Origin of the sequence: Serratia sp. root2 (assembly GCF_031931805.1) — a bacterium.
GTDB classification, from domain to species: Bacteria; Pseudomonadota; Gammaproteobacteria; order Enterobacterales; family Enterobacteriaceae; genus Serratia; species Serratia inhibens.
On record NZ_JAUJXB010000001.1, the window covers coordinates 2064889 to 2078621 of the forward strand.

Here is a 13733-nt window from a genome sequence, read left to right on the forward strand (position 1 = left end):
TTTGATCTCAGGCTGCGGCCAGTGGAGTGTGATGATGGTCTGGCTTTTTCAGCAACATCATCAGATACACCAGCGCAACGGCGGCAATCATCACAAACAGCAGACGGTCGGAATAATTCTGCATCAACAATGCCGTCATCGACGGGCCAAGCAGGCTGCCAATCGTGTAGCTCATCAGCAGCGCCTGATTCATCGCCACCAACTCATGCGGCAGTGCTTTCTCACAGGCCCAGGACATCGCCACCGGGTACAGCGTGAAACCGGCGCAGCCGAGAATAAACAGCGCCGGCGCCATGGCATAGTTGCCGAGCATCGCCACACTGGCGAGGATCACCACAAACACCTGAATGCGCAGCACCAACAGGCGACCATAACGATCTGCCAGGCGCCCTACCGGCCACTGCCCGACAATACCGGCGCTGACCAGCAGCGCCATCCAGTAACCGACGTTGGCATCGCTCATTCCCTGATGGGATAAATACAGCGGCATCAAGCCATAGAGTGAACCGAGAACGATACCGGAAATAATGCAACCATTGATGCCCAACCGCGCGCTGCGCCGTTTCAGCATTGGCCATACCGCTGCCTGCTGCGGTTCGTCATGCTGGCTGTTAACCCGCGCAAACAGCATTGGCAGCATGGCACAGATGATGATGGTGGTTACCCAAGGCACCACGTTCAGCAATTCGGTCGATACCAGGCTCAACAACAATTGGCCAATCACGGTGCCAAGATAGTAAACCATCATATAGGCCGCCAACAGTTGCCCGCGGTTGGACAAGTTACCGCTGCGCAACAAGGCGCTTTCAACAATCACCCAGATCCAGGCGCAGCCAATGCCGGCAAAGAAACGCCAGCCCATCCAGCTCCAAAAATCGAGCGACAGCGCCATACCGGCCGTCGCAACGGCAAACACCACGCAGGCAAGATGATAGCTACGGGTAAAACCGATGCGTTTGATCAACTTGCCCGCGATCAGCGTGCCTAACAGGTTGCCGGTAAAGTAAGAAGAACTCACCATCCCCACCTGGCCGGTTGACAACTGAGCGTGAGTCAACCAAAGAGGAACTAACGTATTCAATACGGCAATAGAAACCGTGAGCAATAACAGACCACAGAGCAGCAAGAGCACTGGGCGGGAATATGCGGACATAGTGAAATTGAAACCGAACGCGCGATGAGAGTGCGCGCATCATGCCACTGGCGATAAAAAAGTCAATCCGCTCTTATATGTTCACCGCACAATTTGTTTCGCTCCCGGCAGCAGGAGCATCGCGGAGCAAAAAGGTCTATGCTGACGGCAGAAGAAATACACTCCCCGGAGGCGTGATGAAACAGGCTATCGATGATGCCATCAGCGCATTGTTGGCGGATATAGGCAGCACCCATGATGAACTTCTGGAGGTGGTGCAGCGTGTTCGCCATGTGGCCGCTGCCGCCGGTGACGGCGTCAGTGAGTCGGTAAAATATGGCGGCATCATGTTCTCCCATAAGGCGTTTTTCTGCGGCGTGTTCGCCTACAGCGGCCATGTGACGGTGGAGTTTGGCCGGGGCTATTTGCTCGAAGATCGCCACCGAATGCTGGAGGGCGGCGGTAAGTATCGCCGGCATATCAAGCTTTATTCGGTTGCCGATGTCGAGACAAAACGGCTGGCGGACTACGTCAGGCAGGCCTATGAGTTGGAACCTCCACGCTGAGACCTGCGTGCCCCCCGGCACTTCAAAGGATAAGGTGATGAAGAAACGCGCTATTCAGATCGTCCCAAGCAGCCTCCGCGGTGTGGAAATAGTAGCGGCGGACACGGATTTTTCCTTTGGGCGCCATACTCACGACCAGTTTGGCATTGGCCTGATGGATCGCGGTGCCCAGAAATCGCTGAGCGGCCGGGGGCGCGTTGAATCATCCGCAGGGGAGATCATCACCGTGAACCCCGGAGAGGTGCATGACGGTTCCCCCCTCGCCGGCACCAGGGCCTGGCGCATGATCTACTTCCAACCCGAACGGCTCAATCAATGCTTCGCGGATATCAGCGAGGGCAGATTTACCTCCGGGGAATTCAGCTACCCGGTTTTCAGCAACCCTCAATTGGCTGCCTGCTTTAACCGGCTGTTCTGTGCCGTCACGCAAAATGATGGGCTGGCCGCCGAAGAAACTTTGCTGGTTATGGCCGCGGCCCTGGCAGAGATCCCGCGTCCCCATTTAACCTTCCCGCAAGATGGCATCGTGCGCGCACGGGAAATGATTGACGACGAGCCGGACAGCCCACTGACGCTGGCTGAGTTGGCCGCCGAAGCCGGCCTGAGCCAATACCAGCTTTTACGCGGTTTCAAACGCCGCACCGGCCTGACGCCACACGCTTACCTGCTGCAACGCCGCCTGTTGCTGGCGCGCCGTCTGATCCTCGCAGGTGACGAGTTGGCCGAGGTGGCCATCGCCTGCGGCTTCGCCGACCAAAGCCACATGACGCGCCTGTTCGTCCGGAGTTTTGGTTACACTCCCGGCTCTTTCTCCCGGCAATCAGCCTGAACTTTACCGCTGTAAAGGCGGGCTGCAATTTCGTTCAAGACCGTATGGCTCCTTCACCTGAAACTGGGTGCCAATTATCGCCAATAAGGAGCTTTACCCGTGAATGCAGATTTCCTGTTCACCGCATTACTGATCGTTATTTCGCCGGGGACCGGCGCGCTGATTACCTTGTCTACCGGGCTGCAGCAGGGTACACGCAGCGCTCTGGTAGCGGCCGCGGGCTGCACTCTGGGTGTATTACCCCATATGCTGGCCGCAGTGACCGGTTTGGCCGCGCTGTTGCAAACCAGTACCCTGGCCTTTGGCCTGGTGAAATACCTTGGCGTGATTTATTTATTGTTTATGGGGTGGCAAACCTTGCGTGAAAAAGGGCCGCTGGCTCTGTCTCAGACCAATTCGCCTTCCACAGACGGCGCCCTGGTGCACTATGCCGTCGTGGCTAATGCGCTTAACCCCAAACTGTCCATTTTCTTTCTGGCGTTTCTCCCGCAATTTATCGCTGCGGGAGAACCACACCCTGTCCGCACCATGCTGATACTTTCTGCGGTATTCGCCATAATGACGTTCGTTGTTTTTTCTCTTTATGGTGCCTTTGCCGCACGCGTTCGGCATCGCATCCTGGGGAGTGCCCGCGTAATGCGCTGGATACGTGGGTCGGTTTCCCTGGCGTTTATCGGCCTGGCCATCAAGTTGGCGTTGACCAGCCACTAACCTCGCGCCGATTTTCAGACATAAAAAAAGCGCCCGCAGGCGCTTTCTTACCGGTCAGCTTTTCAGCCGATATATTCCAGACCATTCATGTAAGGACGCAGAACTTCCGGCACCTGAATGCGGCCGTCTGCCTGCTGGTAGTTTTCCAGCACGGCGACCAGCGTACGACCCACAGCCAGACCAGAACCGTTCAGTGTGTGCACCAAACGCGGTTTTTTCTCGGTTTTGTTGCGACAGCGTGCCTGCATGCGGCGTGCCTGGAAATCCCACATGTTGGAGCATGAGGAGATTTCACGGTAGGTGTCTTGCGCCGGCAGCCACACTTCCAGATCGTAGGTTTTGCAAGCGCCGAAGCCCATGTCGCCGGTACACAGCAAGACTTTACGATACGGCAGGTTCAGCAGTTGCAACACTTTCTCCGCATGGCCGGTCAGCTCTTCAAGCGCCGCCATGGAATCTTCCGGGCGAACGATCTGTACCATCTCGACCTTGTCGAACTGGTGCATGCGGATCAAACCACGGGTGTCACGTCCATACGAACCCGCTTCCGCACGGAAACATGGCGTGTGCGCGGTCATCTTCAGCGGCAGGGATTCCTCTTCCAGGATCTCGTCGCGCACCAGATTGGTCAACGGCACTTCCGCCGTTGGGATCAGCGCATAGTTGCTGCTGTCTGACTCTTCTTCCAGGGGTTTGGTATGGAACAGATCATCGCCAAACTTCGGTAACTGGCCGGTGCCATACAGCGTGGCGTGGTTGACCAGGTACGGCACGTAGGCTTCCAGATAGCCATGTTGTTCCGTATGCAGATCCAGCATGAACTGGGACAGCGCACGGTGCATGCGGGCGATCTGCCCTTTCATCACCACAAAGCGTGAACCTGTCAATTTCACCGCTGCGGCAAAATCCAGCCCGCCGGCCATTTCGCCCAGATCGACGTGATCGCGCACCTGGAAATCATACTGGCGCGGCTCGCCCCAGCGGCACACTTCCTGGTTTTCGCTGTCATCTTTACCGTTCGGCACGGCATCGTCAGGCAGGTTAGGCAACGTCAGGGCGTAATCGCGGATTTCGGTCTGCAACGTATCCAGTGCGGCCTTGGCAGCATCCAGCTTGTCACCCAGCTCGTTCACTTCGCGACGCAGGGGCTCAATGTCTTCCCCGCGCGCTTTAGCCGCGCCGATGGATTTCGATCGGGAGTTACGTTCTGCCTGCAGCGTTTCGGTTTCTACCTGCAGAACTTTGCGGCGCTCTTCTTGCGAACGCAGCAGATCCAGATCGAGTTTAAAGCCTCGGCGAGCCAGTTTGACGGCGACTGCGTCTAGCTCATTACGCAGCAGATTGGGATCGAGCATGCTAATCCTGTGCTTATTGTTATTGAAAGAAAATTTGTCGTTTTATTTGGCTGAATATCAACCGAATAAAGAAAGGGTGATACCCGCTAACCTTACCGCAACGGCAACGCTAGCGGTAGCGTTTTGTCTGGCTATTTTGATCCTGTTCAGCCAGCCATGCCAGCTTTTCACCGATTTTACCTTCCAGCCCGCGCGCGGTTGGATGATAGTAACGAGTCCTGGCCATCTCGGGCGGGAAATAATCCTCGCCGGCGGCATAAGCGTTGGGTTCGTCGTGTGCGTAGCGATACTCCGCGCCCAACCCCATTTCCTTCATCAACTTGGTCGGCGCGTTGCGCAGGTGTTCCGGCACGTCGTAATCGGCCATCTCTCGGGCGTCACGCATCGCCGCTTTGAAAGCGGTGTATACGGCGTTGCTTTTAGGCGCGCAGGCCAGATAAACGATGGCCTGAGCAATTGCCCGCTCGCCCTCCGCCGGGCCGACGCGGGTAAAGCAATCCCAGGCGGCAATCGCCACCTGCATGCCGCGCGGATCGGCGTTGCCGACATCCTCGGACGCAATCGCCAACAGGCGACGCGCCACATACAGTGGATCGCCGCCGGCGGTAATAATGCGCGCGTACCAGTACAGCGCGGCATCGGGTGCCGAACCGCGCACCGATTTATGCAGCGCCGAGATCAAATCGTAATAACGATCGCCTTTATTGTCGAAGCGCGCACTGCGCTCACCGGAAACCTCTTTTAGCAATGACGGCGTCAAAACGCGGATGCCTTTGGCGTCGATTTCCGCCATATCCGCCATCATCTCCAGGCTGTTCAGTGCCCGGCGCGCATCACCACCCACCAACTCCGACAGCATGCGGCGTGTCTCTTCGGGCAACTCGATATTCTGGCCGCCGAACCCCCGGCTAGTGTCTTTCATCGCCTGATCCAGCACCTGGCTGATATCTTCGGCGGTCAACGCTTTCAACAAATACACGCGGGCACGTGAAAGCAGCGCCGAGTTGAGCTCAAAAGACGGGTTTTCGGTCGTAGCGCCGATAAAGGTGATGGTGCCGTCTTCAATATGCGGCAGGAAAGCGTCCTGCTGGCTTTTGTTGAAGCGGTGCACCTCATCGACAAACAAAATAGTGCGGCGACCGGCGTCACGATTCTGACGTGCTCGCTCGATCGCCTCGCGGATCTCTTTGATGCCGGACGTTACGGCGGAAATCCGCTCAACGTCCGCCTGGCCATAACGGCCAATCAGCTCTGCCAGCGTCGTTTTCCCGGTGCCCGGCGGCCCCCACAGAATCATCGAATGCAGTTGCCCCGCCTCGATCGCACGCGGCAAAGGTTTGCCGGCGGCCAGCAAGTGTTGCTGGCCGATATATTGCGCCAGCGTGGTTGGCCGCATCCGCGCGGCCAATGGCTGGAACTCATTCTGGGAAAAATCGAGCGACATATTACTCACGCGGACCTCACTGGCGCTGGTCGTCCAGCGTCACCCCCTTCGGCGGGGTAAATTTGAATTTGGCGGCGTCAACAGAGGTATTTTGCTGGCTTTTCAGTGCATAAGAGCTGCGCTGGCCGTCTTGCTCAACCGCGGCAAAACTGCGGATAGTACCGCTGTTGGTCACGGAGATGGCGAACTGTTTCAGGTTGCCGCTGCTGGATTTTGGCGTCAGCTCAAAATCATCGCCTTTCTGCTTCACATTATACTGTTTCCAGTCGTTGGCATCATTGCGGGTGATTAGCATAAACGGCGTATTGCCGGTGGCGTTTTTCAGCCAGGTGGCCGTTACCTGCTCAACAAAAGGGTTATAGAACCACAGGGTTTGGCCGTCCGATACCAGCACGCTCTCGTCAGGTGAGGTCATGTGCCAGTTAAACAGGTTCGGGCGTTTCACCCACAGTTCACCTTCGCCCTGCTGTACCGCTGCGCCGTCGCTGCTGGTCACGGTCTGGGAGAAACTGGCGTGGAAACTGTTCACTTTCGCCAGACGACTTTGCAGATCCTGTGCGGCGTCGGCCAACACAGAAGTGGAAGCGAATCCTGAAAGCAGACAACAGGCAATTAACAGTTTTTTCATTATTCCAGATACCTTATGAAATGCGTTAACCGCAAGGCGGTGCCGTGCGGGTCAAATTAACCCTTAATCCAGCTTACTCTACCCGAAGCCACACGTCGGCAGATAGGCCAATGTTCCGAGAAGCAGAGGGGTTTACGCTTCTTTGCACAAGGGCCGCAAAGCGGCCCTTTATTATTGAATAACAACGATTAAAGCTTAATCAGTCATGCCGTGGCGGTGCCAGCACCTCGCGGTTGCCGTTATGCCCTTGTTCGCTGACAATGCCCTGCGCTTCCATCTGTTCGATGATGCGCGCGGCACGGTTATAGCCTATGCGGAACTGGCGTTGTACGCCGGAGATAGAGGCGCGGCGCTTATCCACCACAAACTCCACCGCCTGATCAAACAGCGGATCCAGCTCTTCGTCACCGTCCAGACCACCGCCGGCACCACCCTCACCGTCGTCACCGGCGCTGAGGATACCCTCTTTATATTGAGGCCGCTCACGCGCTTTCCAATCCTTAACCACCGCATGCACTTCCTGATCGCGCACAAATGCACCATGCACACGTACAGGGATGGAGGAGTTAGGCGCCAGATACAGCATGTCACCCATTCCCAGCAGAGATTCGGCACCGCCCTGATCGAGGATAGTGCGCGAGTCAATCTTGCTGGATACGGTAAAGGCGATACGGGTTGGGATGTTGGCCTTGATCAGGCCGGTGATCACATCCACCGACGGACGCTGGGTCGCCAGCACCAGGTGGATCCCCGCTGCACGCGCTTTCTGCGCCAGACGAGCGATCAGTTCCTCAACCTTCTTGCCTACCGTCATGATCAGGTCGGCGAATTCATCCACCATCACCACGATGTAAGGCTCTTTCTCCAACACAGGCGGCGTAATGTCCATGCTGTCGGTCGGCTTCCAGAAAGGATCCGGGATCGGACGGCCCATCGCTTCAGCCTGATCGACGCGTTCGTTATAACCGGCCAGGTTACGCACACCGAGTGCAGACATCAGCTTGTAGCGACGCTCCATCTCGGCGACACACCAACGCAGAGCGTTGGCGGCGTCTTTCATATCGGTCACAACGTCCGTCAGCAGGTGTGGAATGCCTTCATAAACAGACAGTTCCAGCATTTTCGGGTCAATCATGATAAAGCGCACTTCTTTCGGTGTGGCCTTATACAAGATGCTCAGGATCATGGCATTGACCCCAACCGACTTACCGGAACCCGTGGTACCCGCCACCAGCAGGTGTGGCATTTTAGCCAAATCGGCCACCACCGGCTCACCGGAAATGTCTTTACCCAGCACGATCGCCAGCGGCGACGGATTGTCGCGGAACGCTGGGCAATCCAGGACTTCACGCAGATAAACCGTCTGACGTTTAACGTTAGGCAGCTCCAATCCGACATAAGGCTTGCCGGGGATGACCTCTACCACGCGCACCGCGGAGGTTGACAGCGAGCGTGCCAGATCGCGCGACAGGTTGGAAATACGCGCGGCCTTGACGCCCGGTGCCAGATCCAGCTCAAAGCGGGTAATGACCGGGCCAGGTAAAATATCCACCACGTCGGCTTTCACCCGGTAGTCGGCCAAACTCGCTTCCACCAAACGCGCTTTTTGCTCCAGCGCGAAGGAATCCACCGGCTCCACCTCTTTCGGGGCTTCGGTCAGCAGATCCAACGTCGGCAACGGCGTGGTCGGTTTCTGCAGCGGTTGATCGTTACGCATCAGGAACGGGTGGATCAGGCTGTCCATTGCCGGCTGCTGCGGTGCGGCCGGTTGCGCTGCAGGCTGCTGATAGGATGGCGACTGCTGTGGTTGCTGGTAAGCCGGCTGAGCAGGCTGTTGATAAGCAGGTTGGGCCGGCGGGTATGACTGCGCCGCCGGAGTCTGAGACTGCGGCGAATAAGCCGGTGCCGCAGGCTCAAACTGGCCAAAGGGAACATCGTCTTCACGTTCGCTTTGCTGCTCAATGCGTTCTTCAAGCTGCGGCGACAGAGTGAACAAGGGTTCGCTCGGACTATCGTCGACCAAATCATCCATCGGCGAGAAGCTGAACGCGTTGCGAGTATCTACCGGATTGGCGATTGACGATGATTGCTCAGGTTCCTGCTCGCCATAGCGAGCCTGCTGTTGCTCGGCAAACGCCTGACGCAACGCAGCCTCCTGCAGGGCCTGCTCATCATCCTGATTATCCTGCGGATATTCTTCGCCGTAACGCTGGCTTTGCTGTTCGGCAAACGCCTGACGCAACGCCGCTTCCTGCAAGGCTTCGTCATCTTGCTGATGGCTATCCGCATGCTGCAGAGGTTGATCTTCGCGAGGACGCTGTTCTTGCTCGGCTACACGCTGTGAGGGCAACTTGATGCCGTAAGAGGCCAGTTCGCGCCGGGTAGGAATACGCACCGGGTTCGGCCGCGGCAATTCAGGGCCGATGCCCTGTTTCACCTGAGAGTTACCGTCGCTGGTGGCCGTAAAGGCCGGCATAAAGGTATTGGCGGCAACGGCACCGACAGTGGCCGCCGCTGCGGCTTCAGCCTGGGGTTTCACGCTGCCAAATGGCGTAACGTCAGGCTCACCGGCACTGAAGCCGGTAGAGGTGCCAACGTCAACGCTGTCGCGCTGAGCCGCAGAAAAATCAAACGGGGAACGATCGCGCGGCTGAGATACGGCCGGAGCTTCCCAGTTGCCCAAACGCGGTTCATCATCGTCCCGGTAAGGATCGACCGGGCGCGCCATTTTCGGCGCGGGTGTCTCTTCAGGGATTTCAAACGAATAGAGCGGTGGCACCGTGTTTTCCGCCACAGCGCTCATCGGATGTTGGTTCACCGTGGCTGGAGCCGCCGGCGCTGCCGTTACCGCAGGTGCTGCCACCGGTGCCGCTATCGGCGCGGGAGCCGGCGTTACCGGCGTGCTGACAGCCGCCGGCGCGACAGGCGCCACATCGGCATCGTCGTTAGCTCGCAAGCCGTTGAGCAGAGGATCGTCAGCCTCGTCTACCGCTGCTTTGGCGGCATCCGTTACCGAAGGTGCAGAAAACAGCACGTCGTCTTCCGCCGCGTTGGCCGCTGCCGCAGAGGCGGCTGCAGCAACCGCTGCTCCCTTCCCTGCCTGCTCCGGTTCATCATCGACGTAGCGATCGTCATCGTCGTGATAACGCTCGTCACGGCGTGAACGATTGGTCATGAAGGTGGCCGTACCCAGCACCACACCGCCGATTCTCTCGGCGATCACCAACCAGGACCAGCCGGTAAACAGCGTGAGTCCTGCAGCCCATACGCACAACAATGCCAGCGTTGCGCCAATGCCGTTGAACCACGGCAGCATGGCGTTGCTCAGCAAGCTGCCGATAACGCCGCCGGAAGCGAAGTAATAGAGATCGTCGACATTCAGTGCCGCCAGGCCACACGAAGTGAGCACCAGCGCCAGCGTGCCGATAAGGCGCAGTGAGAGCGCAAAATAGTCGATGTAATCGCCGCTGTCGCGCTGACGGTAGGCCGCCCAGCACAAAACCAGCATGATCGGCGGTATCGCGTAAGCGAGTACCCCGAAAGTGAAGAACAGTGTGTCGGCCATCCAGGCTCCGACGCCACCACCCAGGTTATGAATCGGCTCATGCCACGCGGTCTGCGACCAGCTTGGGTCAGACGGATTGAAACTGACCAAGGCAGCCATGAGGTAAATGGCAAAAATCGCTACCACGATTAACACAGCTTCAAGCAAACGGCGGCCACTGCTGAGTTTTTTCAGGGTAACTTCTTTATCTTCTGTATATTCCTGGCTCAAGAAAGGCTCTCCAGGTTCCTGTTAGCTGACATAGCAACAGCGCCGAGAAGCTTCCCCGGCGCCGAAACTGTATGAATAAACAGGAGTGTAACCAATTTAATCAGGTTTTGCACCTGCACCTTACCGTGTTTTGATAACCAGACGGTTACTCTGTTTGACTTCTTCCATGACCACGTATGTACGGGTGTCGTTAACTCCCGGCAGACGCAGCAAGGTTTCACCGAGCAACTTACGGTAAGCCGACATATCCGGCACGCGGGTTTTCAACAGATAGTCGAAATCACCGGACACCAGATGACACTCCTGAATTTCTTCAAGCTTTTGAACTGCTGAGTTAAATTGCTCAAACACATCCGGTGCACCGCGGTTCAGCGTGATTTCCACGAAAACCAGCAGGGACGCATCCAGATAATGCGGGTTGAGCAAGGCGGTATAGCCATGAATAAAACCCTGGCGCTCGAGGCGGCGCACACGTTCTAAACATGGGGTTGGGGATAACCCCACGCGCTTCGAAAGCTCAACGTTCGAAATACGCCCATCCTTCTGTAACTCGTTCAGGATATTGCGGTCGATACGGTCGAGATCTTTACCCGGGCGTTTCTTATTGTCTGCCATTATTATTGTCTCTCTTATTTTCTTCCCTGCACTTGCCACACCCTAGCCAACGTCAATGTGTAAGGGCTTGTTCCAAGCGAAGACCCGATGCCTGTCATATGCTTCACTACCATCATTCATCGTGGTGCAGCCTGTCTGTCAACCCTGCACAACGGATTCAAATGACGTTCATCTCAAGAAGGAAATCACCATTCGCTGACGCGATGTTCCCCTCACCTGCCGTTCTCCGCTTCGACAATGGCGCAAAATTCTGCACCGCCGCCGCAAATACGTACGATTTACTGTAGGTAGGGGGATAATTTCTTCTTCCTATGATGTTTTCGCAAATGCGCAGCGGATTGTCAAAGTAAAAGAAGCAAAATCAGAAGAACGTACCGTCATGAAAAGTTAGCACCCCATTTTTAGTTATGAATCGCTGGCTTAAACCCTGCAGAGCAAAGCGGCTTAAACCCGGTAAATGTAGTGTCTCAGGTAGAATGCACGCATAACGCCGACAAGTGACTTCCATAAGTTAAATTGCTGCGTTTTACGCTCGCTTTGACGGCAAAATAATAATTAATAGGTCATAGCTATCAAACAAATCGTTAACAACATCCGCTGATGCTTTTTTTAATGCTGCATTTTCCCTACAATCGGTTTCATTGTCCGCATTGTGGGAAAAGAGGGTATTCATGGGCACGGCTAAACATAGCAAATTATTGATCCTGGGTTCCGGCCCTGCCGGCTATACCGCCGCGGTTTACGCAGCGCGCGCAAACCTGAGCCCGGTATTGATTACCGGTATGGAACAAGGTGGCCAGCTGACCACCACGACCGAAGTGGAAAACTGGCCGGGTGACGCCGAAGGCCTGACCGGTCCGGCACTGATGGAGCGCATGCGCGAGCACGCAGAAAAATTCCAGACCGAGATCGTGTTCGATCACATCAACAGCGTTGATCTGCAGAACCGCCCGTTCCGCCTGTTTGGCGACAGTGGTGAATACACCTGCGATGCGCTGATCATCGCCACCGGCGCATCCGCCCGTTACCTGGGCATGCCTTCCGAAGATGCCTTCAAGGGCAAAGGCGTTTCCGCCTGCGCCACCTGTGACGGTTTCTTCTACCGCAATCAAAAAGTCGCGGTCGTCGGCGGCGGCAATACCGCCGTGGAAGAAGCGCTGTATTTGTCCAACATCGCCGCTGAAGTTCATTTGATCCACCGTCGCGACAGCTTCCGCTCAGAGAAGATCCTGATCGACCGGCTGATGGAGAAAGTGAAAAACGGCAACATCGTGCTGCATACCGACCATACGCTGGACGAAGTGCTGGGCGATCAAATGGGCGTTACCGGCGTGCGCATTCGCAGCACCAAAGCGGAAAATGCAACGCAGGAACTGGCGTTGGCCGGCGTATTTATCGCCATCGGGCACAGCCCGAACACCAGCATTTTCGGTGGCCAACTGGAGCTGGAAAACGGCTATATCAAAGTTCAGTCCGGTATTCACGGTAACGCCACCCAGACCACCATTCCTGGCGTATTCGCCGCGGGTGACGTGATGGACCATATCTACCGTCAGGCGATCACCTCCGCCGGCACCGGCTGTATGGCGGCGCTGGACGCTGAGCGTTACCTCGACGGCATCGCCAGCGCAGAAGTGCTGTAACGGCACAGTCTGTTATCCTGAAAAGCGGCTGCTTCAGCCGCTTTTTTTGTACCTTAAATATGAGCGGACGGGCATTCGATGCAGAATCTTCTCCACTGGCGCCTGCTGGTCGCCGTGGCCGACAGCGGCAAAATTACGCTGGCGGCAAATCAATGCGGCATGACCCAGTCCGGTGCCAGCCAGGCTATCGCCCAGTTAGAGGACGCCCTGAATACGCCGCTGTTCGTCCGCCTGCCGCACTGCGTTACGCTGACACAAAGCGGTGAGAGGATTGTCGCCCACGCTCGCACTATGCTGGCCGAACTCGATGCGATCCAAAGCTACGCCCGGCAGGCGAAAAGCGCGCATTCAGGCAAGATTCGCCTGGCCAGCTTTCCCTCGGCATTTGCCCTCCTGCTACCGCCGTTATTGCGCAAATTCCGCCGCCGCTACCCCGCCATTGAACTGGTTCAGTTGGAAGGTACCGATCGGGAAGTGGAGAACTGGCTGGCACTGGAAACCGCCGACGTCGGCGTAGTGCTGAACCCGAAAGACGAAAGACAGAGCGCCTCCCTGGGACAGGATCTGTGGCTTGCGGTTACCACCAGCGGTCACCCGCTGGCCAGAGGCCGGCAACCGGTGGATTTCAGGACACTGGCCGGGTTGCCCTTTGTGCTGGCTACCGGCGGCTGCAGCCTCAACGCGCAACTGTTGGCACAACAGGCCGGTATTGCGCTGGCTGACGTACGCGTGACCGTCAGCGACTGGAGCACCGCACTGACGCTGGTGCGCGAAGGCGTCGGCGTTTCGTTGATGCCTGCGTCGGTGATACCTACCGATGCCGCCGGCATTTGCGCTCTGCCGTTGAGCGTCCCGCTCTACCGTTATTTTGGCCTGGTCTGTTCGTTCACTGGCGCAAGCTCTGCACCAGTACAAACCCTGTTGGATTACCTGCGAGATCATCTGCCGCAGCCCGTCAGTAGCTGAACTGATGACGGGTTTCTGACATTCTAATTTTTCTGCAGGCAGCACCGGCGGCATGCTGTCGGTTAAGCG

The 13733-nt window shown here is 56.9% G+C and carries 11 protein-coding genes; 5 read left to right on the top strand and 6 right to left on the bottom strand.

Features of this window, described 5'->3' with window-relative positions; genetic code table 11:
• Positions 1 to 7: 7 nt before the first annotated feature.
• Positions 8 to 1153, bottom strand: a complete 1146-nt coding sequence (locus QZQ97_RS09480; RefSeq protein WP_311993219.1) for an MFS transporter — start codon at positions 1151 to 1153, stop codon at positions 8 to 10.
• Positions 1154 to 1329: 176 nt separating this feature from the next.
• Here QZQ97_RS09480 and QZQ97_RS09485 point away from each other — a divergent pair, with 176 nt between their 5' ends.
• From QZQ97_RS09485 to QZQ97_RS09495, 3 genes are all read left to right on the top strand, one after another.
• The gene (locus QZQ97_RS09485; protein WP_311993220.1) at positions 1330 to 1698 is read left to right on the top strand and encodes a DUF1801 domain-containing protein; all 369 of its coding nucleotides are present in this window, start codon (positions 1330 to 1332) and stop codon (positions 1696 to 1698) included.
• A gap of 37 nt (positions 1699 to 1735) precedes the next feature.
• Positions 1736 to 2527: an AraC family transcriptional regulator gene (locus QZQ97_RS09490; RefSeq protein ID WP_311993221.1), complete on the top strand. Its 792-nt coding sequence runs from the start codon at positions 1736 to 1738 to the stop codon at positions 2525 to 2527.
• 99 nt (positions 2528 to 2626) lie between these two features.
• Positions 2627 to 3238 carry a LysE family translocator gene (locus QZQ97_RS09495; RefSeq protein WP_311993222.1) on the top strand — a complete coding sequence of 204 codons (612 nt, stop codon included), beginning with the start codon at positions 2627 to 2629 and terminating at the stop codon, positions 3236 to 3238.
• Positions 3239 to 3300: 62 nt separating this feature from the next.
• Here the strand turns inward: QZQ97_RS09495 and serS are convergent, their stop codons facing one another.
• The 5 genes from serS to lrp form a co-directional block, all read right to left on the bottom strand.
• Complete coding sequence (gene serS, locus QZQ97_RS09500; protein WP_311993223.1) at positions 3301 to 4593, bottom strand: serine--tRNA ligase; 1293 nt, start codon at positions 4591 to 4593, stop codon at positions 3301 to 3303.
• 109 nt (positions 4594 to 4702) lie between these two features.
• Entirely contained in the window at positions 4703 to 6046 is a 1344-nt protein-coding gene (locus QZQ97_RS09505; protein WP_311993224.1) for a replication-associated recombination protein A, read from the bottom strand.
• A gap of 7 nt (positions 6047 to 6053) precedes the next feature.
• Positions 6054 to 6665: an outer membrane lipoprotein chaperone LolA gene (lolA, locus tag QZQ97_RS09510; RefSeq protein ID WP_311993225.1), complete on the bottom strand. Its 612-nt coding sequence runs from the start codon at positions 6663 to 6665 to the stop codon at positions 6054 to 6056.
• A gap of 199 nt (positions 6666 to 6864) precedes the next feature.
• Positions 6865 to 10440: a DNA translocase FtsK 4TM domain-containing protein gene (locus QZQ97_RS09515; RefSeq protein ID WP_311993226.1), complete on the bottom strand. Its 3576-nt coding sequence runs from the start codon at positions 10438 to 10440 to the stop codon at positions 6865 to 6867.
• Positions 10441 to 10560: 120 nt separating this feature from the next.
• Positions 10561 to 11055: a leucine-responsive transcriptional regulator Lrp gene (gene lrp / locus QZQ97_RS09520; protein WP_004928318.1), complete on the bottom strand. Its 495-nt coding sequence runs from the start codon at positions 11053 to 11055 to the stop codon at positions 10561 to 10563.
• Positions 11056 to 11726: 671 nt separating this feature from the next.
• Between lrp and trxB the strand changes: the two genes are divergently transcribed.
• The gene (gene trxB / locus QZQ97_RS09525; RefSeq protein WP_311993227.1) at positions 11727 to 12698 is read left to right on the top strand and encodes a thioredoxin-disulfide reductase; all 972 of its coding nucleotides are present in this window, start codon (positions 11727 to 11729) and stop codon (positions 12696 to 12698) included.
• Between the two features lie 78 nt (positions 12699 to 12776).
• Positions 12777 to 13664, top strand: a complete 888-nt coding sequence (locus QZQ97_RS09530; protein ID WP_311993228.1) for a LysR family transcriptional regulator — start codon at positions 12777 to 12779, stop codon at positions 13662 to 13664.
• Positions 13665 to 13733 lie beyond the last annotated feature (69 nt).